Origin of the sequence: Limnohabitans sp. 103DPR2, assembly GCF_001412575.1 — a bacterium.
GTDB lineage: Bacteria > Pseudomonadota > Gammaproteobacteria > Burkholderiales > Burkholderiaceae_C > Limnohabitans_A.
In genome coordinates this window covers 669,003-692,298 of the sequence record NZ_CP011834.1, presented here as the reverse complement: position 1 = coordinate 692,298, position 23,296 = coordinate 669,003, and the positions used below count along the sequence as shown (strand labels likewise).

Here is a 23,296-nt window from a genome sequence, read left to right as displayed (position 1 = left end):
ACCATTCCTTTTAAATTGGATGTGTACGTTTTGGTACACACACCTATTTTAGAAATGTACGGTTTGGTACATAACCCCGTAATTACCCTTGATTTGCAGAAAAAAGACGAAAAAAAACCCACCGCGTTGCCACGGTGGATTTTTTACTTTTCTAAATCAACTGACTTGCGTCAGCGTCAAATTAGAAAGAGTGCTTCACGCCGAACTCGTAACCTGTAGAGGATGCGTTAGCAGCTGTAGAAGCGCCGTTCAAAGCAACTGCGGAACCACCAGAGTTAGACACGCGAGCGTATGTGGCGTACAAGTCTGTGCGCTTGCTCAGTGGGTTCACGAAACCAACAGAAGTTTGCTTGGCAATTTTGCCAGCTTGGTCTGTTTGAGCTTGTGACACGCGGAATGTACCGCCAGCCATTGGCACCAAAGCACCGATGTTGCGACCTTTGATGTCAGCAGCGCCGGTCAACTTGGTTGTGTTGGATTGAGCCATCAACTTAGCAACGCCCAGGTCATAAGAAGCACCGAGGTTGGAAGTTTTGTTGGTTGTACCAGCGCCAGTTGTCAAAGAGCTGTCAGCATAAGCTGCGCTGAATTTGCCTTGGTCGAAAGTGATACGGAAGCCATTGCCGTTACCGACTTTAGCTGCTGTAGATGCGTTTTCGCCCATGTAAGACTGAGCCCACAATGCAACGCCACCCACGGAAGGTGACTTCCAGCCGATACCGTTGGAAGAACGAACACCAGTTGTGCCGCCTTTGAATGCGGAGATGCTGGTACCAACACCGTTTGTACCGAATGCGTCATACACAGTCTCAGACCAGAACTGGGGCGTGTAGTCACGGCCCAAGATCAACTCGCCCATAGAACCAGACAATGTGACCACTGAACGGCGGTTGAATGTCAAACCTTGTGTGCCAACGTTGGCAGCAGTTTGAGCTTGGTTAGCTGCGCTAGAAGCAGAGCCTGTACCGTCGTCGTTGTTCACGCCAGCTTCCAAGTGGAAACCTGCTTTCAAGCCACCGCCGAGGTCTTCAACGCCACGGAAACCCAAACGGCTAGAGTTGTAGCCAGAGTTTTTCAATGATGTTTTGTTGCTGACAGAGCCTTTACCAACACCGTAGGCCGCGTCAACGATACCGAACAATGTGACAGAAGATTGGGCCATAGCGGCACCAGAAGCGGCCAAAACAGCCAAAGCTACGAGGGATTTTTTCATTTGAGAAGTTCTCCAAGGTTTAACAAGGGCCCCAGTTCTAGTGTTTACGGATTCGCAAACCACCGAAACCCTGAGCCAACCTCCGTTAGGGAAGTTGTGTGTATTCCACCAGAGGTCTGACCAATTCGCAAAGAATATTGAATCAAACCGAGGCTTTTTGTTGCTTCCGAGCAACAAGCGGGCTAAACTTCCGGCCATGAATGCCGATGCTTTGATCCTTGCCGCCGACAGCGCCCTGCGCACCCTGTTTGCCACGCCTAGAGCTGCGCGCCCTACGCCCAAAGCAACTGCCCGCCTCATTCCGCAACAAGACGGCGCGCTCGCTGCGCAAGAGTCCACGCCCGAGCTCACCGAGGCTGAGAAGTCTTTGTCAGCGGCCCTGATGCGCGTCAATCATGTCGGGGAAGTGTGCGCACAGGCCCTCTATACGGGACAAGCCCTGGCCACCAAGAATTCAGCTTTGCGCGCCAAGCTGGATGCCGCTTGTCGCGAAGAAACCGATCACCTGGCTTGGACTGCTGAGCGCTTAGAACAACTCAACAGCCGCCCTTCTCTGCTCAACCCGCTTTGGTATGCCGGCGCTTTCGCCATTGGCTATGGCGCGGGCAAATTGGGGGGCGACAAGCTCAGCTTGGGCTTTGTGGTCGAAACAGAAAACCAAGTAGAAGCCCATCTGGCCAGCCACATGACGCATCTGCCGGCCAATGATCTGGCCTCCAGAGCCATCGTGGCTCAAATGAAAACGGACGAGGTAGCCCATGCACGCATGGCACAAAAGTCAGGTGCTGTGGAGTTGCCCGAACCTGTCAAACGCATGATGGGCGCAGCCGCCAAGGTGATGACCACCGTGGCGCACCACGTTTAATCAAGCTTCAACCAAATCAAAGCTGGTGGTGATTTCGGCCGTTTTGGCCAACATGATGCTGGCCGAGCAGTATTTGTCGTGGCTCATGGCCACGGCGCGCTCAATGGCCGATGCAGGAATGCCTTTGCCAGTGACCGTGAAATGCATGTGAATCTTGGTGAAGACCTTGGGGTCTGTGTCAGCGCGCTCAGACCTTAACTTCACAGAGCAGCCACGCACGTCGTGGCGGCCGCGTTTCAAAATCAAGACCACGTCATAGGCTGTGCAACCACCGGTTCCCGCCAACACGGTTTCCATGGGGCGAGGGGCCAAGTTTTGACCGCCGTTTTCAGGCTTGGCGGCATCGGGTGCGCCGTCCATCATCAAGACGTGGCCGCTGCCAGTTTCGGCCACAAAACCCATGCCTGAGCGCGTGCCGCTTGCGCCGGTCCAGCTGACTGTGCATTCCATGTTGGATTCTTCTTTCGCTTCTGATGTTTGAATATTTTCCAGGCTGCGATCGTAAAGCTTTTGCAAAAGTGTTGCACCGCAGCAATTTTTATGTAGAATTTCGAACAGTCGTGCTTTTTTAGTTGAATTGCTTCCTAAAAAGCCCGAACCCTTTGTCTCCTCCACCCTCCGAAAAGGTGGATTTGCCCCAAGTCGCAAGGCTTGGGGCATTTTTTTCGCCCGTATCATTCAGGGATGACTGCGAAAAATCTCAAACCGGCCGATTACCTGAAAAAAATTCTGAATGCGCGCGTCTACGACGTGGCCACAGAGTCAGGCCTTGAAATCGCCAAAAACCTCAGCGAACGTCTGCACAACTCGGTCTTGCTCAAGCGCGAAGACCAGCAACCGGTGCACAGCTTCAAGCTGCGCGGCGCCTACAACAAGATGGCGCACCTCACACCTGCGCAGTTGAAGAAAGGCGTGATTTGCGCCTCTGCTGGCAACCACGCACAAGGCGTTGCCTTGGGTGCCAGCAAATTGGGTTGCCGTGCTGTGATCGTGATGCCCACCACCACGCCCCAAGTGAAGATTGACGCCGTGCGCGCCTTGGGCGGCGAAGTGGTGCTGGTGGGTGACAGCTATTCAGATGCTTTCAAACACGCCGCCATGCTTGAGAAAAAAATGGGCATGACCTTTGTGCACCCCTTTGATGATCCTGAAGTAATTGCCGGTCAAGGCACCATTGCCATGGAAATCTTGCGCCAGCATCAAGGCCGTTTGAATGCGGTGTTTGTGGCCATTGGCGGCGGTGGCTTGATCTCTGGCGTGGCCAATTACATCAAGGCCGTGCGCCCCGAAATCAAAGTCATTGGCGTGCAAATGAACGACTCCGACGCCATGATTCAATCGGTTGGCGCTAAGAAGCGCGTCACCTTGGACGATGTCGGTTTGTTCTCTGATGGCACCGCCGTGAAATTGGTGGGCGAAGAAACTTTCCGTGTCACGCGCGGTTTGGTGGATGAGTTCATGACCGTTGACACCGACTCGGTGTGTGCGGCCATCAAAGATGTGTTCGTTGACACTCGCTCCATTGTGGAACCCGCAGGCGCATTGGCTGTAGCGGCCATCAAGCAATACGTGGCCAAACACAAAACCAAAGGCGAGACGTATGCCGCCATTTTGTGCGGCGCCAACATGAACTTTGACCGCTTGCGCTTCGTGGCCGAACGCGCCGAAGTGGGTGAAGAACGTGAAGCCATTTTTGCGGTCACCATTCCGGAAGAACGCGGCAGTTTCAAGCGCTTTTGCGAATTGATTGGCAACTTGCCAGGTGGTCCTCGCAACGTCACCGAGTTCAACTACCGCATCAGCGATGCCGCCAAGGCGCACGTGTTTGTGGGCCTCACCACGCAAGGCGCTGGCGAGAGCACCAAGATCTCCAACAACTTCAAAAAGCATGGCTTTGAGAACATCGATTTGACGCACGACGATTTGGCCAAAGAGCACATTCGCCACATGGTGGGCGGTCACTCCAGCTTGGCACAAAACGAGCGTCTGATGCGCTTTGTGTTTCCAGAGCGCCCTGGTGCATTGCTGAAGTTTTTGAATTTGATGCGGCCTGGTTGGAATATCAGTTTGTTCCACTACCGCAACCAAGGTGCCGATTACGGCCGCATTTTGGTGGGCTTGCAAGTGCCCGACAAAGACGACAAAGCGTTTGAAAAATTCTTGAGCACCTTGGGCTATCCGTACGTGGAAGAAACCCACAACCCGGTGTACCGGATGTTCTTGCAGCAGTAAACGCGGCAAGCTTTCAAAGCCCAAAGCGGGGGCTTACTGTCCCAACTTGGGCAATTCGAGGGTGACGCTGGCTTCGGCTTGGCCCTCGGGCGCCAAGCGGGCCAAGCGATGGCCTACCGAATGCAAGACCCAACCGGGCGCCACCACTTGTCCCGGCAAATAGGCTTTAGGGGCTTGGCCATCCACAGCCAACAAAGCGCTGCCTTTGCCAGAGGCGCCAGCAACCACGCCCATCAAAGCCCATTGGTGAGACGCCACAGCAGCTGAGCCACTTTGTGCATCCACTGGCGCAGGCGCGCCCAAGGCTTGCGCCACACGCCCTGAATCGACAGGGAGACCCGCCATGGCAGCCGTGTTGTTTTGCGCGACAGGCGCCATCGACACCGGTACCGACAGGCTTTGAATTTGCAAAAACCAACTGACGGCCCCATAAGCCGCCAACGCACCCAAGCCCAAGGCACACAGTGCGGGCGCCATGGATTTGGTGGGGGTGCGTAGGACTTGCAACATGGGGCGATTATGATGGAGAAGTGTCAGAAATTGCAGAGAGACTTTGCACCATGAAATCGATCCCCGAAAATTCCAACCAAGCCGCACGCAAACAGCGCGGCTTTACCTTGATTGAGTTGATGGTGGTCTTGGCCATCATTGGCATCTTGGCCGCCTTGGTGGTGCCCAATGTACTGGGCCGCGCAGACGATGCCCGCATCACCGCAGCCCGCACCGACGTTGGCAATTTGGTGCAAGCCCTCAAACTTTACAAGCTCGACAACCAACGCTTTCCAACCGCCGAGCAAGGCCTGCAAGCGCTGGTCACCAAACCCACTGCCGAGCCCGTGCCTACCAACTGGAAAAGCTATTTGGACAAGTTGCCTGCCGACCCCTGGGGCCGTCCTTACCAGTACCTCAACCCTGGCCTCAAAGGCGAAGTGGATGTGATGTCATGGGGCGCAGATGGTCAATCGGGTGGTGAGGGCGTGAATGCCGACATCGGCAGCTGGCAATAAGTCCAACTTGCACCCCGCTGCGACAAGCCATGCGCTTTCGCAAGAACGCGTGCGCGCCCAGTCCCGCGCACGTGCTGCCTTGGGTTTTACCTTGATCGAGTTGTTGGTGGTGATCGCGCTGATTGCCATTGGCACGGCCGCTGTGAGTTTCACCTTGCGTGACTCTGCGGAAACAGTTTTAGAGCGTGATGCAGAACGTTTGGCTGCATTGTTTGAGTCTGCACGCGCCAGGTCGCGAGCCAGTGGCATGCCGGTCAAATGGCATCCTGCCGCGCTGACCTCAGCCCCCAACTCAAATACAAATGCAACAGGGTTTGTGTTTGAAGGTTTACCCCCGAACACCTTGCCAAGCGAGTGGCTGTCACCTCAAACGCAAGTGGACGCCGCCGCTGTGGTGGTGTTGGGCCCCGATCCCATCATTGGTCCGCAAAGCGTGATGTTGCGCGCAAATGACCGGCAACTGTGGGTCAGCACGGATGGCCTGCAGCCATTCAAAGTGAAACGAGTGGCGCCATGACGCAAGTTCGCAAAGTCGCAGTTTGTGCGTCTGACCGAGCGCGCGCCCAAGTCGGCTTTACCTTGATTGAAGTCTTGGTGGCCTTGGGCATTGTGGCCATTGCTTTGATGGCAGGACTGCGGTCCACCGACGCCCTCACCCGCAACGCCTCGCGTCAATCCACGCAATGGTTGGCCCAAATTTGCGCAGAAAACGAATTCACCCGATTGCGCTTGTCGCGCCAAGTGCCGCCCATTGGCGAAAGCCAAGTGGCGTGCCCTCAAGCCCAGCTGAATTTGCAAGTGAACTTGTCGGTGCAAGTCACGCCCAACCCCAATTTCAGGCGCGTGGATGCGCGCGTGTTGCAAGTTCAGGGGTCTGAAGCCACGCCCCTTTTGCAACTCTCCACGGTGATGGGGCGCTACTGATGAAACGCAGCACCGCCTTCCAAAAATCCGCTGGCTTCACCTTGATCGAAGTGTTGGTGGCCAGTGCCATTTTGGCCTTGATGGCGCTCATCAGTTGGCGCGGTTTAGATGGCATGGCCAAAGCCCAAAGCAGTTTGCAAACACGCAGCGAGGCCCACCAAATACTGCAAGTGGGCTTGTCGCAATGGCGCACCGACCTCGACAACATGGCCAGCTTGCCCAACGTGCCCGCACTGGATTGGGACGGCCGCGTGCTTCGCATCACACGCCAACATTCACAAGATCCACAAGCAGGCCTGCAAGTGGTGGCTTGGTCTTTGGGCAATGGCCAATGGACGCGTTGGCAGTCTGCGCCCCTCACGCGCCGCGAGGCTTGGCAGCAAGCGTGGACGCAAGCGCAAGTTTGGGGTGAAGCAGCAGGCACTCCTTCGCCTTCTGACGCGCACGAAGTCTTGATCCAAGCACTTCGCAGTTGGCAAATTTATTACCACCGCGATGGCGCATGGAGCAATGCACTGTCGAGTGCAGGCAACAACAGCACATCAGTCACCAACACTTTAAGTGCCCTGAGCACCTTGCCAGAAGGCATTCGCTTGGTGATTGAACTGTCAGACAACGCGCCCGTCAGCGGCAAGATCACCCTGGATTGGGTGAGACCTACGTTCACGGTGGCCAAGCAATGAAGCGCTCAACAGCCTACCAACAACGCGGTGCGGCCTTGATCAGTGCCATGTTGGTGGTCACCTTGGTGGCCACCTTGGCCAGCGTGGCGCTGTGGCAGCAATGGCGCCATGTCGAGGTGGAAGGTGCAGAACGCCATCGCGTGCAATCGGGCTGGTTGCTCAATGGCGCCTTGGACTGGTCGCGTTTGATCTTGCGTGAAGATGCCTTGGCCAGTGGCGCCAGCAATGCAGGCAATGCGACTGGCGGCTCACCGCCCACCAGCGCGGGCAGTGGCGCCGATCATTTGGCCGAACCTTGGGCTTTGCCCTTGCAAGAAGCCAAGTTGTCGACCTTTTTGGCACAAGACCAGCAACTGCGCGAAGGCGATCCTGAGGTCTTTTTGTCAGGACAGGTCACCGACGCACAAAGCCGACTCAACCTGAGCAATTGGTATGAGCCGGCAGATGGCCAGCGCATGGGCCAATTGAACCCCAGCATGCAAGCGGCCTTGAGCCGTTTGTTCAGTGTGCTGGGCTTGCCCGCCTCAGAATTGACCCTGTTGTCGCGTGAGTGGTTGGCCGCAGCGCAGGCTTCACGCAAACCGCTGAGCGCCTCAAGTGCGACCTCGGGTAGCAACACGGCCGGCGCGGCATTGCTACCGCAACAGGTACCGCAGCTGCAGTGGCTGGGTCTGAGCCGCGACACCGTGACTCGCTTGGCCCCCCACATCACCATCCTGCCCGAAGTAACGCCTGTCAACCTGAACACCGCCAGTGCCGAGGTCATTTACGCCAGCGTGCCCGGCTTGGACTTGGCCGCCGCCCAGCAATTTGTGCAGCAACGTGCCCGTGCGCACTTCAGCAATTTGCCTGACGCCAGCAAAGCGCTAGGGGGTAAGCCCTTAGAGGCAAGGTGGCACACCGTGGGCTCGCGTTTCTTCCAAGTTTGGGGGCGATTGCGCATGGAAGAGCGCACCCAAGAAGAAACCGCCCTGATTTTGCGAGATGCAGGCAACGTCAGCTTTGTCTGGCGCCAAAAAATTGCGGGAATTCTCCCTCCCCCCAAGCGTGAGTCGCTTCTACAATCAAGCCAGCCATGAGCACTCTCCTTTTTACGCTGCCAACGCAGGCTGCCAACGGCAGCACCCCTCCTCAACATGTCTTGTCGACACATGAGGCTGGCGCGCGCGACAAAGAAATTTGGGCTATCGTGCCCGCTACCGCCCTGTCATGGCAGCGGATCGAATTGCCTGCGGGTCTGCAACGCCAAACACAGCGTTTGCAAACGGCGCTGCACAGTTTGCTCGAAGAGCCTTTGTTAGATGATGCCGACGCCGTGCACATGGCACTGCAACCCAACTGGCAAGCTGGCCAAAGCGCATGGGTGGCCGTGTGCAACAAGGCTTGGCTTCAAGGTCACTTGGCGCAATTGCAAGCAGGTGGACACACCGTGCATCGCATCGTGCCCGAGTGGACACCTTCAATGGGCGATGCTGCTGACATCAGTGCTTGGATAGGCGGCACCCCTGCCGATGCACAACTCTGGGTTCATGACGCGCAAGGCACATGGCACTTGCCATTGCAAGCGGGTCTGCAACACTGGGCTGATCAACTCAACAAAATGGCCAGCACTGGCATCGACAAGCTGGCGTTGAACGTGGCCGTATTGGCCGACCCCGCCGTGGCCGACTTGGCCCTCAAAGCCTTGAGCACCTTGCAAGCACAAACACACAGTGCTGTGTCGGAGCGACTTCAGTCATGGCGCATTCAAGTCACCCCTGCAATCTCGCGTTATCGACAAGCTGCAGACACCCAATGGGATTTGGCGCAGTTTGAATTTGCCGCCAACGGCAGCGCCAGATGGCGGCAAGCAGCGCAACGCATTTGGCAAAACCTCTTGCGCCATCCTGAATGGCGACCTGTGCGTTGGTGCGCCGGACTTTTGGTGGCCTCGCAGTTGGTGGGCCTGAACATGGCGGCGTGGCAACTCAATGCGCAAGTGGCCTCACAAAAAGAATTGCAAAAAAACATCCTCAAGCAAAGCTTTCCGAATGTCGTGGTGGTGGATGCGCCTTTGCAAATGGCCAAAGAATTGAGCCTGCTGCAAAGCGCTTCGGGTACGTTGACATCGCGCGATTTAGAGCATGCGCTGCAAGCCACAGGCGCTGCATTGCCTGCAGGACAAAGCATCACGGGCATTGATTACACAGCGCAAGGCCAAGTCGAAACCAAACTTCAAGGCCTGCAATTGAGTGGGGCGCAAGCACCTGCTTTTGCGCAAGCCCTGCGTGCGCAACAGTTGGATGCGCAAGCCAATGGTGCGCAATGGCGCATCACCCCCCTCAAGGAGGCGCCATGAGCTTAGACGTATCAAGCGCTTTCAAACACATGCCCGCCCAAGACAAGCAACGTCTGCAATGGGCCGCCCTTGTTTTGGGTGCAGTGTTGCTGTGGACCTTCAATGTGGCGCCAGCCTTGAAAACTTTGCGCGACGTGCCCCCGCAATTGGCCAAACTGGATGCGCAAACACAAACGCTCAAAACACTGCAGACGCAAGCACAAGCCTTGCAAAAGTCACCGCGCTTAAGCGCCTCAGATGCCACCACTTTGCTGCAACAAAGCAGCCGTGAACTCTTAGGGACTGGCGCACAACTGACCATTCAAGGCGCACGCGCAAGCCTGACCTTGACCGGCGTGTCGGCAGACAACTTGGCGCAATTCTTGGCCACAGCACGAACACAGTCGCATGCCTTGCCCATCGAAGCGCATTTGCAAAAGTTCACAGGCACGGGTGCCAACGCCAAAGAACTTTGGCGGGGTGCCCTCATTTTGAATTTACCCACCACAGGCTCATGAACCGCGCCCGCACCCCATCCCTCGCCCACAGGCCCTCCGGCTGGGCTTGGGCATGGTCTGGCATCTTCATTGGCGCGTTGGTCGCCTTGCTGATGCATTGGCCCGCGCAATGGCTGGCCACAAGTTTGTCGCAGGCCACACAAGGGCAAGTGCAATTGCAAGAAGCGCAAGGTTCTGTTTGGCAAGGATCTGGCAAATTGGTGTTGACCGGCGGCGAAGGCAGCCGAGATGCCATGGCGCTGCCAGGTCGCATTGAATGGCAATTGCACCTCAGCCCTCAAGGTCTGCGCTTGCCCAGTTTGAATTTGCAATTGCTGGCACCTTGCTGCATGACACAGCCTGCACTGGTTCAAATCAATGCGCAACTTGGCAATGCGTCATGGCAATTGCAAATGAACGATCACCGCTCGCAATGGCCTGCCCATTTGTTAAGTGGTTTGGGCGCCCCTTGGAACACCCTGCAACCCGAAGGCAATTTGAATTTGGTCACCGAACAACTCCAACTTCAAGCTTGGCCTGGCCGCATCGACATGCAAGGTCGCATGGTGCTCACCGCCGAAAACATGTCCTCCAAATTAAGCACCTTGCGGCCCATGGGCACCTACCAAGTGAGCCTTGGCAAGCTCGGCAAAGACTCGACCTCCGCAACATCCCCTGCATTGGCTTTGACCACACTCTCAGGCAGTTTGCTGCTCAGCGGCCAAGGTCAGTGGCAAAACAACCGACTTCAATTTCGCGGCGAAGCGTCTGCAGTGCCTGAGCACGCAGCCGCTTTGTCAAATTTACTGAACATCATTGGACGGCGCCAAGGCGCGCGCAGCTTGCTCTCATTGGGTTGAACATCATGGCCTCACGCACACACACCTCCAACTACATGCTGCAAAGCAAACCGCTCACAACACTGTTGGTCAGCCTCAGCGTCTGCTTGCCCTTGGCATTCACTGCGGGCAGCGTGAGCGCGCAGGCACCCAAGGCCAACAAAAAAACCAGTGCCAACGCCAATAACAACACCCCCGCCAAAGCCACGCAAGAACCCGTCACGTTGAATTTCAACAATGCCGAAATTGAAGCTGTGGCGAAAACCTTGGCCACCTTGTCGGGCCACAACGTGGTGGTGGACCCTCGCGTCAAAGGCACCATCACCCTGACCAGCACCGTGCCTGTGGCACCCGCCCAAGCACTGCGTTTGTTTGCAGCCCAGCTTCGCACGCAAAGTTTTGCACTGGTGGAATCAGCAGGCTTGTATTTGGTCGTACCCGAAGCCGATGCCAAACTCCAAAGCGGTGGCGTCTCGGCCGGTGCAGTGCCCGCCTCCAACGGCCAAATCATCACGCAAATTTTTCAGCTGAACCATGAGAGTGCCAACAACCTGGTGCCCATCTTGCGGCCCCTCATCAGCCCCAACAACACCGTCAACGTGAACCCTGGCACCAATGCGTTGGTGATCACCGATTACGCCGACAATTTGCAGCGCTTGGGCCGCATCATCACAGCCCTTGATGTGGCCAACGCCACCGGCGTCGAAGTGGTTCAATTGAAGCATGCGCTGGCCAGTGATGTGGTGCCTATGCTGCAACGCTTGTTAGACACTGGTGCTGCCAGTGGCGGTGCACCTGCTGCGGGTCAAACAGACGCGTCCTTCAAAACCACCGTGATGGCAGAAGCGCGCAGCAACTCCCTCATCGTGCGTGCCGCCAACACTGCGCGCATGGCCTTGGCGCGGTCACTCATTGCTCAACTCGACCGGCCTTCTGATTCCGGCCCCAACGCAGCCAGCGGCAACATCCACGTGGTGTATTTGAAGAACGCAGACGCCACCAAGCTGGCCGCCACCTTGCGCGCCGCCATGTCTGCACAAGGCGGCTCAGGCAATGCCAACGCAGGCGCAGCCGCGATGCCGGCAACCCCCACCGCTAACAATGCCAACAATGCAGGCGGTGCCAATGCCAGTTTCAACAACGGCTCGCAACCCGCGACAGGTGGCCAAATTCAAGCCGACCCGTCCACCAATGCGCTCATCATCACAGCGCCCGAACCGCAATACCGCCAACTGCGCGCCGTCATTGACAAGCTGGATGCACGTCGCGCTCAAGTGTTTGTGGAAAGCCTGATCGCCGAAGTGAGTGCTGAGAAAGCCGCCGAATTTGGCGTGCAATGGCAAGGCCCTGTGGGCGGCAAGGGCGACAACAACATTGGTTTGTTGGGCACCAACTTCAAAGTAGGCGGCGCCAACATCATCTCCTTGGCAGCCCAAGGCGCCAGCGGCAATGTGGCTCCGTCCTCTGGCTTGAACATTGGCGTAGCGCACAACAACAATGGCACCTATGTGCTGGGGTTCTTAGCGCGCTTCTTGCAAACCACGGGTGATGGCAATGTGCTTTCAACGCCAAATCTGCTTACCTTGGACAACGAAGAAGCCAAAATTGTGATTGGTCAGAACGTGCCCTTTGTCACAGGCCAATACACCAACAACAACACCAACGCAGGCTCGGTCAATCCGTTCCAAACCATTGAGCGCAAAGATGTGGGTTTGACCTTGCGCGTTAGACCGCAAATCAGCGAAAACGGCACCGTCAAATTGCAAATCTACCAAGAGGTGAGTCGCCTCGACCCTGCCTCGATCAACTCAGCCACTGGCTTGATCACCAATAAGCGCTCCATTGAATCCAGCGTGTTGGTTGAAGATGGTGCCATTGTGGTTCTGGGTGGTTTGTTGCAAGACGACTATGGCAACAGCCAAGAGCGCGTGCCCGGCTTGGGTGATGTGCCTTTGTTTGGCAACCTGTTCCGCGCCGAATCACGCAGCCGCAAAAAGACCAACCTGATGGTGTTCTTAAGACCCGTGGTGGTGCGTGATGGTGCAGCCACCGAAGGCTTGTCCTTGAACCGCTATGAGCAAATGAGAGGCACGCAAATCGAGGCTCAGCCAGGCACCAGCACCGGTCTTCCCGCCATGGGCGCACCGGTCTTGCCCGAAGCAACGCGCAAACCCTAAGCATCCAGATGGCGAACAAATACCCTCTGCCCTACGCATTTGCGCGCAGCCACCAACTGCTGTTGGAGGATGACGGGACGCGCCTCAGTTTGTGGCTTTGCCCAGACAGTGCGGCCAACGCCATCTCTGAGGTGATGCGCAAATGGGGCAACGACAACGCAAGTTTAGAAATTGCGCGTGAAGACACCTCGGCATTGAAGCAACGCATCAGCCAGGCTTACACCACGCAATATGGCCCAGGTGAATCTAGCGCTGCGGCTGTGGTGAGCGAAGTGGAATCTGAAGCCGACTTGTCGCGCATGATGCAAGAGCTGCCCGCTGTTGAAGACTTGCTAGAGACCAGCGACGACGCGCCCATCATTCGCATGCTGAACGCACTCTTAACGCAAGCTGCACGCGACGGCGCCAGCGACATTCACATCGAGCCTTACGAGCGTCACTCCAGTGTTCGCTTTCGGGTCGATGGCAACTTGCGTGAAGTGGTGCAACCCAATCGCGCCTTGCACGCCGCCCTGATTTCTCGTTTGAAAATCATGGCCGAACTCGACATTGCAGAAAAACGTTTGCCGCAAGATGGCCGCATCAGTTTGCGCTTAGGCTCACGCGCAGTCGATGTCCGAGTCTCTACGCTCCCCAGCGCGCATGGCGAACGCGCCGTGCTGCGTTTGCTCGACAAATCGGAAACACGTCTGAGTTTGGCTTCTGTGGGCATGCAAGGCCGCACCTTAGAACGTTTCCAGCAGTTGGTGACACAGCCGCATGGCTTGATTTTGGTCACGGGTCCCACCGGCTCAGGCAAAACCACCACGCTTTACGCAGCCCTGCAAAGCCTCGATGCGGCAGGCAGCAACATCATGACGGTGGAAGACCCCATTGAGTACGAGTTGGCTGGCGTCGGTCAAACACAAGTGAATGCCAAAATTGATTTGACCTTTGCCAAGGCCTTGCGCGCCATTCTTCGCCAAGACCCCGACGTCATCATGATTGGTGAGATTCGCGATTTTGAAACTGCGCAAATCGCCATTCAAGCCTCCATGACAGGCCATTTGGTATTGGCCACCTTGCACACCAACGATGCAGCCAGTGCCGTCACCCGCCTCACCGACATGGGCATTGAACCCTTCTTGCTCAGCTCGTCTTTGCTGGGCGTGTTGGCACAGCGTTTGGTGCGCAAGGTGTGCACCCACTGCCAAGGCTCAGGCTGCACGCACTGCGGTCAAACCGGCTATGCCGGCCGCACCGGTATTTTTGAATTGCTGGTGACCGACGATGCACTGCGTGCGCAAATTCACGCCAAGCAATCCGAAGCCAGCCTCCGCGATGCGGCCGTGGCAGGCGGCATGGTGTTGATGCGCGAAGACGGCGAACGCTTGGTTCAATTGGGCATCACCAAGCCCGAAGAGTTGCTGCGCGTTACGCGCGATTAAGTTTCAAATGCGCGCATGGATATCACCCCTGCTCACATCAAGTCGGTCGTCTGGCTTGTCAGTGTTTGGGGTGGCCATCGTTCTGGCATGCATGGGCTTCGCGCCTTCTTTCAGCGCGGCGCAAACTGCCGATGCGACGACCGTGGCTGAAGAACCTCAGAGCAAGCTTCACTACACCTTGGGCATTCGCATGCGTGCCGATGACCTCAACCAAGACACGCGCAGTGCCAAGCTCAGACCCGTTCTCGGCTTGCGTTATGGTCGATGGCGAGTGGGCATTGGCGACGGCCAAGAATGGTTGCGTTTCAACAGCTTTCGCAAAGAACCCAGCCTCAGTTACCAGTGGATCGAAAACAGCGACATCAGCTTGGGCCTGTCGATGCGCATCCACAACCTGAACACCGGTGAAACCTTTGACATCTTTGAGCCTGGCCGCAAAACACTTCGCAGTCGCGTGTTGGCCAACATGCGCATCACTGATCGCTGGTCAGCGGGCGTTGAGTGGACCCAAGACGTGCTCAACCGCGGTGACAGCAGCACCTTGGCTTTGGGTGTTTCATATGCTTGGCCGCTATCACAGCACAGCGAACTCAGCCTGAACTCTGGCATCACATGGGCACCTGCCGAACACTGGCGAACCGCAGCTCACATGAACCGAATCGGTGCGGGTGAACTCACCACGGGCATCGGCTCCGTAGGTTCTGGCCTCAGTTACAAACACAGCCTGTCCAAACGTTGGGCTTGGTACAGCACTTTGGGCATCAACAAAGCCGTTGGCCAGGTGGCCAAGTTGTCGGGCCCCGACAGTTTGGTCAATGGTCAAATTGGCTTGCTGTACTTTGACCGATAAACGCGCCCATCGCACACGACACCATGCCCGCCTATTCCTACGAAGCTCTGCAAAACGATGGCGCCTTGCGCAAGGGTGTGATCGAAGCCGACAGTGCCAAAGCTGCGCGCAGTCAATTGCGCACACAAGCTTTGGTGCCTTTGTCGGTCCAAGCTTTGGGCGCTTCACAAGCAAATGCACAAAGTATTTGGCAATACAACATTGGTTCTCGTCAGTGCTTCTCGCCCAATGCCTTGGCCGTGTGGACACGGCAGTTGGCCAGCTTGATCAGCAGTGGTCTGCCTTTAGAGCGTGCGCTTGCCGCCTTAAGTGACGAAGCCGAATCAGAAAAACAAGCGCATTTGGTGGCGCAACTGCGCGCCGAAGTGAATGCCGGTTTGGGTCTGGCCAAAGCCATGTCGCAACACCCGCAAGAATTTTCTGCACTTTACACCGCGGTCATCAGCGCGGGTGAGCAAGGCGGCAATTTAGGTCAAGTGCTGACCCAACTGGCCGATGACTTGCAAGACCAGCAAACCCTCAAGGCCAAGTTGCTCAGTGCTTCGCTGTACCCCGCCATCGTGAGCGCCATTGCCTTGCTCATCGTGATTTTTTTGCTGAGCACCGTCGTGCCGCAGGTGGCTCAAGTGTTCAATGGCAGCCAACGCAAATTGCCAGGCCTGACGGTGGCCATGCTGGCCCTCAGCGACTTTGTTCGTCATCATGGTTGGACCTTGCTGCTGTTGCTGGGCCTGTCATGGCTGGGCATTCACCAAGCCTTGAAGCGTCCGCGTTGGCGCATTCAATTTGACGCTGCATTTTTGCAATTGCCCATCGTGGGCCGCTTGGCCACCGGCTACAACACGGCACGTTTTGCCAGCACCTTGGCCATGCTCACGTCAGCAGGCGTGCCCATTTTGAAAGCCATGCAGTCTGCCGCAGACACCTTGTCCAACCAAGCCATGCGCGCCGATGTGCTGGATGCACTGGTGTTGGTGCGCGAAGGCGCGCCGCTGGCCATGGCCATGGGCCAGAAGAAACGTTTCCCCAGCTTGCTGGCGATGTTTGCGCGCTTGGGCGAGCAAACGGGTCAACTGCCAGTCATGTTGCAGCGCGCAGCGCAGCAACTCTCTGCTGATGTCCAACGCCGCGCCCTGGCCTTGGCCACCATCTTAGAGCCCTTGCTGATTGTGGCCATGGGTGCCGTGGTCATGCTCATTGTGTTGGCCGTGCTCATGCCTATCATGGAACTCAACCAATGGGTCCGTTGAACTTGCATCTCCCAAGGAGCGCCCTATGGCAGTCAGCTTAGACGGTCAATTGGTGGTGGCGATTTCGTCGCGCGCCTTGTTTGACTTTGAAGAAGAAAACCAAGTCTTTGAACAAGGCGATGACCGCGCCTATATGAAGCTTCAATTGGAGCGTTTGGAAGAACCTGCCAAACCCGGTGTGGCCTTTTCTTTGGTGAAAAAATTACTGGCATTCAATGACGCCCAAACGCAGCGCGTCGAAGTGGTCATTTTGTCGCGCAACGACCCTGTGTCGGGCATGCGGGTGTTTCGATCGGCGCAGCACTATGGCCTGCCCATTCAGCGCGGCAGTTTTACGCGGGGTCAATCACCTTGGCGGTATTTGAAACCGCTCAATGCCAATTTGTTTTTGTCGACCCATTTGTCCGACGTGCGTGCCGCGCTCGATGCAGGCGTGCCCGCTGCACAGGTGTATCCCCATTCGGCACATGCTTCTGAAGAACATCCGCACGAAGTTCGCATTGCCTTTGATGGTGATGCCGTTTTGTTCTCTGATGAAGCCGAACGCGTGTTCCAAGCAGAAGGCTTGTCGGCCTTTCAAGCCCACGAGCGTGACAAAGCGGCACAGCCTCTGTTGGCGGGTCCCTTCAAACCCTTGCTTGCCGCGCTTCACCGACTGCAACAAGAAGGCACACCCGCCATGCGCATTCGCACGGCCTTGGTCACTGCGCGCAGTGCCCCAGCGCATGAACGTGCCATTCGCACCCTCATGCAGTGGAACATTGAAGTGGACGAAGCGATGTTCTTGGGCGGCTTGCCCAAAGGCGAATTTTTGAAAGAGTTTGAGCCCGACTTTTTCTTTGACGACCAAACGGGTCACATTGAATCGGCGGCCCAACATGTGCCCGCAGGCCATGTGGCCAGTGGCATCAGCAATCCGCCTCTGGCTGATTAGGCTGATTAAGGGTCTGTCGACAAAGGCGCTGCGGGCTCTTCACGCCTGCGACCTTCTCTGCGCGCAATCCACACGGTCGATACCAAGATCACCGCTGCACCCAACCAAGTCCATTGGCTGGGCACATCGCCAAACACCAACCAGCCCATCAGGGAGGCCCAGACCAAGTCGAGGAAGCGCAAAGATTGGGTGGCTGAAATATCGGCAATGCTGAAAGCACGTGTGAGGCTGTAATGCCCCAAAGTGCCCAGCACACCCGCCACCATGAAACCGCTCCATTGCCACAAAGTAGGTGTCTGCCAATTCATCAAAGCCAGTGGCAAACTGAACAAGGTCACCGTGATGGATTGCCACATCACAATCACGCCCGGTTTTTCGGTGCGCGTGAGGTGTTTGGTGATGAGGAATGACGCCGCAAAAATGGGCGAAGAAGCCAGCATCACCAAGTTGTACCAACCGCCAGTGCCCGTTAACTTGGGAAGCACCACCACCATCACACCGGCAAAGCCAATGCCCGCCGCAATCCAGCGGTCTTTGCGCATGGGCTCACCCAAGAACCAGGCCGCGCCCAGCATGATGAAGATCGGACCCGTGAAGCCGATGGCCGTCATGTCGGCCAATGGAATTTGGGGCAAAGCAATGAACCACAACATCAAACCGACGGTGTGCACACCGCCGCGCCAAAACTGACCCTTGATGTCGTTGGGCACATAGGCTGCCAAACCCTGATGCCACAGCAAGGGCAGCATGACCAAGAGGCCGCAAAAATACCGCAGAAATTGCGCTTCGAACGGGTCCATTTGCATAGAAAAAGACCGTGCAATGGTGTTCAGCAAAGAAAAGGTCAAACCGCCCAAGGCCATCCAGGCCATACCGCGCACCGGTGCAGGCAAGCGTTCAAAACGCCGTGTGTTTTGCAATCGTGTGAGGGTCAGCAAACGCTGAAGGGAGGTCGGAAAAAATCTGGACACCATGGGACTATATCGGAGCACGATACACATGTGAGTCTCATGGGTTACCAGCCAAACGGCCACAAGACCACAAGACCATAAGACCATAAGGCCAGGGTGCCAAAGAAAACGGGCCCCAAGGGCCCGTTCAGATGGGAGCTGTTCAAGATCAGCTGTTTTGCAAAGCAGCAATGCGCTCTTCAATGGGAGGGTGTGTTGAGAACAACTGACCAATGCCACCCGCAATGCCCATGGCTGCAACGCTCTTAGGCAACTCGGCTGTGTGCAAGCCGCCCAAACGCGCCAAGGCGTTCATCATGGGCTGCTTGCGGCCCATCAACTGAGCGGCACCTGCGTCGGCACGGAACTCGCGCTGACGGCTGAACCAAGCCACCACAATGGCAGCAGCGAAGCCGAGCACAATGTCCAACACAATGGTGGTCACCCAGTAGCCAATGCCAGGGCCCGTGTTTTCTTCGTCGTTTTTGCGCAAGAAGCTGTCAACGGCATAACCCACCACACGCGACAAGAAGACCACAAAAGTGTTCATCACGCCTTGAATCAGGGTCATGGTGACCATGTCGCCATTGGCAATGTGCGCCACCTCGTGGGCCAACACCGCCTCGATTTCTTCGTGCGTCATGTTTTGCAACAAGCCTGTTGATACAGCCACCAAAGCGGAGTTTTTAAACGCACCTGTGGCAAAGGCATTGGGGTCACCTTCAAAGATACCGACTTCAGGCATGCCAATGCCCGACTTGTCAGCCAACTTTTGCACGGTGTCGACCAGCCATTTTTCGTCGGCGTTGCTGGGCTGTGCAATCACTTGCACGCCAGAGCTCCATTTGGCCACAGGCTTGCTGATCAGCAAGGAGATGATGGCACCGCCAAAACCCATGATGAGGGCATAGCCCAGCAGCGCGCCCAAGTTCAAACCATTGGCCGTGAGGAATCGGTTCACGCCCAACAAACTGGCCACCACACCCAACACCAGCACCACCGCCAAGTTGGTCAACACAAACAAAAGAATACGTTTCATGAGGAATAAAGTTCCACCGCCCAGCGAAGGCCAAGCGCACGCTTCGCATATTAGGGGTCACACAAACAAAATCAAGTGAGGTCGCCTAATTCCTCAAAATGGAACGGAATTAGGCCGTTCTAGGCAAGCGAAAAACCTGAGCGTCTTGGTAAAAATCTGGCGCCATGTTCTCGGGCCACCAGCCGGGCAGGCCCAATACAGGCGTGGGCAAAAAAGGCTTGAGGGCCAATTTGTCCGCTTGTAAATCTTGGGACAACCAAGCATCCCAGTCCAACACGGCCAAGCCGTTGGGCACACGCCACATGTGCACGGTAATGGCCTTGTAGGGGGCGACCAACTTTTCCAATGCCGCATGTCCAAATATTTGCATCTGCGCGCTACCCCACAAGCCCCTGTGCGTCACAAAGGCCGCTTGCCAATCGCGCCGCTCTAAGGCGTCCCAAATGACATCCTCAACTTGGAGCAAACAGGCGTTCTCATCAAACACCGTGACAGCATCACGGACAGGGCCGCGTACGGCACCGACCCCCTGGCTTTGGATGGCGGCTGCTTGAAGTTGATTGAGTTGTTGCTTGGCCAACGGAAAATGCAACCAACACAAAGCGTTGAAAAAATCGTGCAGGCCCTCACGCGTGGGCACGGCATGCTGTTCAAAAATGAATTGCTCGTAGGCCATGCCCTCAGGCAAGTTGTCTTGCGAGACAAACTGCACGTGGCAAACAGCCTTGGCAGGCGATGCCTGCTGCGCCAACGCTCGCAGCGTGGCAAGTGCGCCATTGCAGGCCTCGGCCACTGACTGGCCTTGTGCAACCTGCTGCGCCATGCGCTCTCCGGTGGCACGCCAAGGCGTAAGCCAAGGCGCGGTCCAATCAATGAGGCTTAGGCCACTCGCCATGGCAAGGCTTCACCCGAGCGCAAAGGTTTCAATTCGGCTTCACCAAATTGGAAGCTCTCGGGTGGGGTCCAGGCTTCACGCTTTAAGGTGATGGTGCCGGTGTTGCGCGGCAAGCCGTAGAAATCGGCACCATTGAAACTGGCGAAGGCTTCGAGTTGCGCCAGTTTGCCCACACTGTCAAAGGCCTCGGCGTACATCTCGAGGGCGGCGTGCGCGGTGTAGCAACCTGCGCAACCTGATGCGTGTTCTTTCAAGTGCGCAGGATGCGGCGCACTGTCGGTGCCCAAGAAGAAGCGTGTGTTGCCCGATGTTGCAGCGTTGAGCAAAGCCACACGGTGTGTTTCGCGTTTGAGCACAGGCAAGCAGTAATAGTGAGGGCGAATGCCACCGGTGAAAATGGCGTTGCGGTTGTACAGCAGGTGATGTGCAGTGAGCGTGGCACCCACAAAGCGATCGGCGGCCATGACATAGTCGGCGGCGTCTTTGGTTGTGATGTGTTCGAACACAATTTTGAGTTCGGGGAAATCGCGTCGCAGAGGAATGAGTTGGGTGTCGATGAAGGCCGCTTCACGGTCAAACAAATCGATGTCGCTGCTGGTCACTTCGCCGTGCACCAACAACAGCATGCCCACCTTTTGCATGGCTTCGAGTGTGGGGTAAATCTTTTTCAAATCGGTCACACCCGCATCGCTGTTGGTCGTAGCGCCTGCTGGATACAGTTTGCATGCAACCACACCGGCCGCTTTGGCTTTGACAATTTCTGCGGGTGGCAAATTGTCCGTCAGGTACAAGGTCATGAGGGGCTCGAAGGCCACGCCCTGAGGCACCGCCGCCATGATGCGGGATTTATAAGCCAAGGCTAACTCGGCGGTGGTCACCGGTGGCTTCAAGTTGGGCATGATGATGGCGCGGCCAAATTGTGCAGCGGTATGCGGCACCACAGTTTGAAGTGCAGCGCCATCGCGCACGTGCAAGTGCCAGTCATCGGGGCGGGTGAGCGTCAGTGAGGATGTCATGGTGAATTGCCAATCAAGATTTTTGCAATGAAGGTTCGAGCAAGGCCATCAGGTCTTGCTCTGCCAAGCCTTGAGACCGCAACATGTCGCGGGTGTTGTGCAAGGACTGTAAGAGTTCCAAAGCTTGGGCGTATAAAGTTTCGCCAGCGGGCGTGAGTCGAGTGGGGTAAGAACTGCGATCGATCAAGGCCACACCGGCCCACGCTTCCAAGGACTGAATGCGCCTAGAAAACGCTGGCTGCGTCACGTGGCGAAGCTGCGCGGATCGGCTGAAACTGCGGGTTTCAGCCAAGCTCACAAAGTCTTCAAGCCACTTGGTTTCCATGCCAACATTATCCTGCATCCGCCTCAGAGTTCTGTTGCAAGGACCACATTTGCGCGTAGCGCCCGCCCAGTTGCAGCAATTGCGCATGATTGCCGCGCTCGATGATGTGACCAGCCTCCATCACCAAAATCTCGTGTGCATCCACCACCGTTGACAATCGGTGCGCAATGACCAGCGTGGTTTTGTTTTGCGCGGCACTGGCCAGCTCGGCCTGGATGGCGCGTTCGTTGGCCGAATCGAGGGCCGAGGTGGCCTCGTCAAACACCAAGATGGGTGGGTTCTTGAGAAGCGTGCGGGCAATGGCCACGCGTTGCTTTTCGCCGCCCGACAATTTGAGGCCGCGCTCACCCACCGAGGTGGCATAGCCTTTGGGGGTGGACACAATGAAGTCATGGATGCGCGCCGCCTTGGCCGCTGTTTCTATTTCTTCTTGGGTCGCACCAGTTCGGCCGTAGCCAATGTTGTAGGCCACCGTATCGTTGAACAGCACGGTGTCTTGCGGCACGATGCCCAAAGACTTGCGCACGCTGTGCTGAGTCACTTGGCGAATGTCTTGGCCATTGATGCTGATGCGACCTTGTTGAACGTCGTAGAAACGGAACATCAAACGCGCCAAGGTGGATTTGCCAGAACCCGAGGGGCCGACCACGGCCACCGTTTTGCCAGAAGGAATTTCAAAGCTGATGTTGTGCAAAATGGGCCGGTCAGCCTCGTAGGCAAACGAGACGTTCTCAAATTTCAAATGCGCACCCGCTTGGCAATTCAAATCGGGGGCATGCGGCACATCGGCCACTTCGCGTTCGCGGTCCATCAGGACAAACATCTTGTCGAGATCGGTCAGGCTTTGCTTGATTTCACGGTACAGCACGCCCAAGAAGTTGAGCGGTATGTAGAGTTGAATCATGAAGGCATTGATCATGACCAAATCGCCCAAGGTCATGCGGCCATCGACAACACCCTGGGTCGCGCGCCACAACATGGCCACCAAAGCAGCTGCAATGATCAGCTGTTGCCCCGTATTCAAAAGCGACAAGGAGGTTTGAGATTTCAGGCGCGCTTTTCTCAGGCGCTCTAAGCTTTCGTCATAGCGATTGGCCTCGTAAGCCTCATTGCCAAAGTACTTCACGGTTTCGTAGTTCAGCAAGGAATCGATCGCCTTGGTATGCGCGGCAGAATCAAACTCATTGGCTTGTTTTCGAAAGTGGGTGCGCCATTCGGTGACTTGCACCGTGAAGAAAATGTAAAAGCCCAAGGCCGCCAGCGTGATCCAAGCAAACCACGCATCAAACTTCACAGCCAATATCGACAAGACCAAGGCCACCTCAATGAGGGTGGGCACGATGCTGTAAAGCGAATAAGAGATGAGCGACTCAATGCCGCGCACGCCGCGCTCAATGTCGCGCGTCATACCTCCCGTCTGACGGGCCAAATGAAAGCGCAAGCTCAAGGCGTGCAAATGTTGAAAAGTTTCCAGTGCAATGCTACGTGCTGCGCCTTGTGTGGCCTTGGCAAACACCAACTCTCGCAGTTCTGTGAACGCCGAGGTCATGAGCCGTAGCGCGCCATAGCCCACCAGCAAAGCCACAGGCACCACCAAGACTTGCGCCGGATCACTTGGCTTGAAGCTCATGGCATCCACCAAATTTTTCAGCAAGATGGGCACACTGACGTTGGCCAGCTTGGCGCCCACCATGAACATCAGCGCAGCGGCCACTCGCCATTTGTAAGCCAACAAATAGGGCAACAAACGCTTCAATGTACGGCCATCCGAGTCTTTTTGGGGCGGCTGCGCGACGGCGGTTCCGGGTGTGGCAGGTGCTGTGGGGGCGGAAGAACTTTCACCGTGATGGCGCATG

23 protein-coding genes and 1 pseudogene are annotated in these 23,296 nt (G+C 56.5%); 15 read left to right on the top strand and 9 right to left on the bottom strand.

The window, feature by feature from the left end:
- Positions 1-181: 181 nt before the first annotated feature.
- Complete coding sequence (locus L103DPR2_RS03340) at positions 182-1,213, bottom strand: porin (protein WP_055359746.1); 1,032 nt, start codon at positions 1,211-1,213, stop codon at positions 182-184.
- A gap of 196 nt (positions 1,214-1,409) precedes the next feature.
- On the opposite strand from L103DPR2_RS03340, the gene coq7 reads away from it, so the two are divergent.
- Positions 1,410-2,078 carry a 2-polyprenyl-3-methyl-6-methoxy-1,4-benzoquinone monooxygenase gene (coq7, locus tag L103DPR2_RS03335; protein ID WP_055359745.1) on the top strand — a complete coding sequence of 223 codons (669 nt, stop codon included), beginning with the start codon at positions 1,410-1,412 and terminating at the stop codon, positions 2,076-2,078.
- Here the strand turns inward: coq7 and L103DPR2_RS03330 are convergent, their stop codons facing one another.
- A complete protein-coding gene (locus L103DPR2_RS03330) occupies positions 2,079-2,528 on the bottom strand; it encodes an OsmC family protein (RefSeq protein ID WP_055361816.1) in 450 nt (149 codons plus the stop codon). It lies immediately after the preceding gene.
- 234 nt (positions 2,529-2,762) lie between these two features.
- Between L103DPR2_RS03330 and ilvA the strand changes: the two genes are divergently transcribed.
- Complete coding sequence (gene ilvA / locus L103DPR2_RS03325) at positions 2,763-4,310, top strand: threonine ammonia-lyase, biosynthetic (protein WP_055359744.1); 1,548 nt, start codon at positions 2,763-2,765, stop codon at positions 4,308-4,310.
- 33 nt (positions 4,311-4,343) lie between these two features.
- Here the strand turns inward: ilvA and L103DPR2_RS03320 are convergent, their stop codons facing one another.
- Entirely contained in the window at positions 4,344-4,820 is a 477-nt protein-coding gene (locus L103DPR2_RS03320) for a hypothetical protein (RefSeq protein WP_055359743.1), read from the bottom strand.
- Positions 4,821-4,870: 50 nt separating this feature from the next.
- Between L103DPR2_RS03320 and gspG the strand changes: the two genes are divergently transcribed.
- Genes gspG through L103DPR2_RS03255 form a run of 13 tightly spaced genes read left to right on the top strand, consistent with a single transcriptional unit; the run spans position 4,871 to position 17,215 of the window.
- Entirely contained in the window at positions 4,871-5,317 is a 447-nt protein-coding gene (gspG, locus tag L103DPR2_RS03315; protein WP_055359742.1) for a type II secretion system major pseudopilin GspG, read from the top strand.
- The gene (locus L103DPR2_RS03310; protein WP_082466696.1) at positions 5,292-5,834 is read left to right on the top strand and encodes a prepilin-type N-terminal cleavage/methylation domain-containing protein; all 543 of its coding nucleotides are present in this window, start codon (positions 5,292-5,294) and stop codon (positions 5,832-5,834) included. The genes gspG and L103DPR2_RS03310 overlap by 26 nt, the downstream gene beginning before the upstream one ends.
- Positions 5,831-6,241, top strand: a complete 411-nt coding sequence (gspI, locus tag L103DPR2_RS03305) for a type II secretion system minor pseudopilin GspI (RefSeq protein WP_055359740.1) — start codon at positions 5,831-5,833, stop codon at positions 6,239-6,241. Before L103DPR2_RS03310 ends, gspI begins: the two co-directional genes overlap by 4 nt.
- Positions 6,241-6,924, top strand: coding sequence for a PulJ/GspJ family protein (locus L103DPR2_RS03300; protein WP_055359739.1), 684 nt, complete (start codon positions 6,241-6,243; stop codon positions 6,922-6,924). The genes gspI and L103DPR2_RS03300 overlap by 1 nt, the downstream gene beginning before the upstream one ends.
- Entirely contained in the window at positions 6,921-8,003 is a 1,083-nt protein-coding gene (gene gspK, locus L103DPR2_RS03295; protein ID WP_055359738.1) for a type II secretion system minor pseudopilin GspK, read from the top strand. The genes L103DPR2_RS03300 and gspK overlap by 4 nt, the downstream gene beginning before the upstream one ends.
- On the top strand, positions 8,000-9,262 hold the full coding sequence (gene gspL, locus L103DPR2_RS03290) for a type II secretion system protein GspL (RefSeq protein ID WP_055359737.1): 1,263 nt from the start codon (positions 8,000-8,002) through the stop codon (positions 9,260-9,262). Before gspK ends, gspL begins: the two co-directional genes overlap by 4 nt.
- Positions 9,259-9,759 (top strand): type II secretion system protein GspM, encoded by a 501-nt coding sequence (gspM, locus tag L103DPR2_RS03285; protein WP_197274900.1) that lies wholly within the window; start codon positions 9,259-9,261, stop codon positions 9,757-9,759. Before gspL ends, gspM begins: the two co-directional genes overlap by 4 nt.
- A complete protein-coding gene (gene gspN / locus L103DPR2_RS03280; protein ID WP_055359735.1) occupies positions 9,756-10,598 on the top strand; it encodes a type II secretion system protein N in 843 nt (280 codons plus the stop codon). Before gspM ends, gspN begins: the two co-directional genes overlap by 4 nt.
- A gap of 35 nt (positions 10,599-10,633) precedes the next feature.
- Positions 10,634-12,754: a type II secretion system secretin GspD gene (gspD, locus tag L103DPR2_RS03275; protein WP_082466851.1), complete on the top strand. Its 2,121-nt coding sequence runs from the start codon at positions 10,634-10,636 to the stop codon at positions 12,752-12,754.
- Positions 12,755-12,762: 8 nt separating this feature from the next.
- Positions 12,763-14,181: a GspE/PulE family protein gene (locus tag L103DPR2_RS03270; protein ID WP_055359734.1), complete on the top strand. Its 1,419-nt coding sequence runs from the start codon at positions 12,763-12,765 to the stop codon at positions 14,179-14,181.
- Positions 14,182-14,188: 7 nt separating this feature from the next.
- Positions 14,189-15,031: a MipA/OmpV family protein gene (locus L103DPR2_RS03265; RefSeq protein ID WP_055359733.1), complete on the top strand. Its 843-nt coding sequence runs from the start codon at positions 14,189-14,191 to the stop codon at positions 15,029-15,031.
- A 23-nt stretch (positions 15,032-15,054) separates the two neighbouring features.
- Positions 15,055-16,281, top strand: a complete 1,227-nt coding sequence (gene gspF / locus L103DPR2_RS03260) for a type II secretion system inner membrane protein GspF (protein ID WP_055359732.1) — start codon at positions 15,055-15,057, stop codon at positions 16,279-16,281.
- A gap of 25 nt (positions 16,282-16,306) precedes the next feature.
- A complete protein-coding gene (locus L103DPR2_RS03255; protein ID WP_055359731.1) occupies positions 16,307-17,215 on the top strand; it encodes a 5'-nucleotidase in 909 nt (302 codons plus the stop codon).
- A gap of 5 nt (positions 17,216-17,220) precedes the next feature.
- Here the strand turns inward: L103DPR2_RS03255 and L103DPR2_RS03250 are convergent, their stop codons facing one another.
- From L103DPR2_RS03250 to L103DPR2_RS03225, 6 genes and pseudogenes are all read right to left on the bottom strand, one after another.
- Positions 17,221-18,216: a DMT family transporter gene (locus L103DPR2_RS03250; protein WP_231717669.1), complete on the bottom strand. Its 996-nt coding sequence runs from the start codon at positions 18,214-18,216 to the stop codon at positions 17,221-17,223.
- A gap of 118 nt (positions 18,217-18,334) precedes the next feature.
- Complete coding sequence (htpX, locus tag L103DPR2_RS03245; RefSeq protein ID WP_055359729.1) at positions 18,335-19,204, bottom strand: protease HtpX; 870 nt, start codon at positions 19,202-19,204, stop codon at positions 18,335-18,337.
- Between the two features lie 109 nt (positions 19,205-19,313).
- Positions 19,314-20,099 (bottom strand): DUF3025 domain-containing protein, encoded by a 786-nt coding sequence (locus L103DPR2_RS03240; protein ID WP_055359728.1) that lies wholly within the window; start codon positions 20,097-20,099, stop codon positions 19,314-19,316.
- Entirely contained in the window at positions 20,084-21,115 is a 1,032-nt protein-coding gene (gene pyrC / locus L103DPR2_RS03235) for a dihydroorotase (RefSeq protein WP_055359727.1), read from the bottom strand. The genes L103DPR2_RS03240 and pyrC overlap by 16 nt, the downstream gene beginning before the upstream one ends.
- A gap of 31 nt (positions 21,116-21,146) precedes the next feature.
- Positions 21,147-21,440 (bottom strand): annotated as a pseudogene (locus L103DPR2_RS03230) (LysR family transcriptional regulator); the annotation flags it as partial.
- A gap of 7 nt (positions 21,441-21,447) precedes the next feature.
- Positions 21,448-23,295 carry an ABCB family ABC transporter ATP-binding protein/permease gene (locus L103DPR2_RS03225; RefSeq protein ID WP_055359725.1) on the bottom strand — a complete coding sequence of 616 codons (1,848 nt, stop codon included), beginning with the start codon at positions 23,293-23,295 and terminating at the stop codon, positions 21,448-21,450.
- Position 23,296: the final 1 nt, after the last annotated feature.

Excerpts from the sequence above, each read along its gene's own strand:
- gspM (WP_197274900.1), top strand. The coding sequence starts at position 9,259 with ATGAGCTTAGACGTATCAAGCGCTTTCAAACACATGCCCGCCCAAGAC.
- L103DPR2_RS03225 (WP_055359725.1), bottom strand. The coding sequence starts at position 23,295 with ATGCGCCATCACGGTGAAAGTTCTTCCGCCCCCACAGCACCTGCCACA.
- L103DPR2_RS03340 (WP_055359746.1), bottom strand. The coding sequence starts at position 1,213 with ATGAAAAAATCCCTCGTAGCTTTGGCTGTTTTGGCCGCTTCTGGTGCC.
- gspL (WP_055359737.1), top strand. The coding sequence starts at position 8,000 with ATGAGCACTCTCCTTTTTACGCTGCCAACGCAGGCTGCCAACGGCAGC.
- L103DPR2_RS03330 (WP_055361816.1), bottom strand. The coding sequence starts at position 2,528 with ATGGAATGCACAGTCAGCTGGACCGGCGCAAGCGGCACGCGCTCAGGC.
- gspK (WP_055359738.1), top strand. The coding sequence starts at position 6,921 with ATGAAGCGCTCAACAGCCTACCAACAACGCGGTGCGGCCTTGATCAGT.
- L103DPR2_RS03270 (WP_055359734.1), top strand. The coding sequence starts at position 12,763 with ATGGCGAACAAATACCCTCTGCCCTACGCATTTGCGCGCAGCCACCAA.
- L103DPR2_RS03310 (WP_082466696.1), top strand. The coding sequence starts at position 5,292 with ATGCCGACATCGGCAGCTGGCAATAAGTCCAACTTGCACCCCGCTGCG.
- htpX (WP_055359729.1), bottom strand. The coding sequence starts at position 19,204 with ATGAAACGTATTCTTTTGTTTGTGTTGACCAACTTGGCGGTGGTGCTG.
- gspD (WP_082466851.1), top strand. The coding sequence starts at position 10,634 with ATGCTGCAAAGCAAACCGCTCACAACACTGTTGGTCAGCCTCAGCGTC.
- L103DPR2_RS03320 (WP_055359743.1), bottom strand. The coding sequence starts at position 4,820 with ATGTTGCAAGTCCTACGCACCCCCACCAAATCCATGGCGCCCGCACTG.
- gspG (WP_055359742.1), top strand. The coding sequence starts at position 4,871 with ATGAAATCGATCCCCGAAAATTCCAACCAAGCCGCACGCAAACAGCGC.
- L103DPR2_RS03255 (WP_055359731.1), top strand. The coding sequence starts at position 16,307 with ATGGCAGTCAGCTTAGACGGTCAATTGGTGGTGGCGATTTCGTCGCGC.
- gspI (WP_055359740.1), top strand. The coding sequence starts at position 5,831 with ATGACGCAAGTTCGCAAAGTCGCAGTTTGTGCGTCTGACCGAGCGCGC.
- L103DPR2_RS03250 (WP_231717669.1), bottom strand. The coding sequence starts at position 18,216 with ATGTGTATCGTGCTCCGATATAGTCCCATGGTGTCCAGATTTTTTCCG.
- gspF (WP_055359732.1), top strand. The coding sequence starts at position 15,055 with ATGCCCGCCTATTCCTACGAAGCTCTGCAAAACGATGGCGCCTTGCGC.
- ilvA (WP_055359744.1), top strand. The coding sequence starts at position 2,763 with ATGACTGCGAAAAATCTCAAACCGGCCGATTACCTGAAAAAAATTCTG.
- L103DPR2_RS03265 (WP_055359733.1), top strand. The coding sequence starts at position 14,189 with ATGCGCGCATGGATATCACCCCTGCTCACATCAAGTCGGTCGTCTGGC.
- L103DPR2_RS03240 (WP_055359728.1), bottom strand. The coding sequence starts at position 20,099 with ATGGCGAGTGGCCTAAGCCTCATTGATTGGACCGCGCCTTGGCTTACG.
- coq7 (WP_055359745.1), top strand. The coding sequence starts at position 1,410 with ATGAATGCCGATGCTTTGATCCTTGCCGCCGACAGCGCCCTGCGCACC.
- pyrC (WP_055359727.1), bottom strand. The coding sequence starts at position 21,115 with ATGACATCCTCACTGACGCTCACCCGCCCCGATGACTGGCACTTGCAC.
- L103DPR2_RS03300 (WP_055359739.1), top strand. The coding sequence starts at position 6,241 with ATGAAACGCAGCACCGCCTTCCAAAAATCCGCTGGCTTCACCTTGATC.
- gspN (WP_055359735.1), top strand. The coding sequence starts at position 9,756 with ATGAACCGCGCCCGCACCCCATCCCTCGCCCACAGGCCCTCCGGCTGG.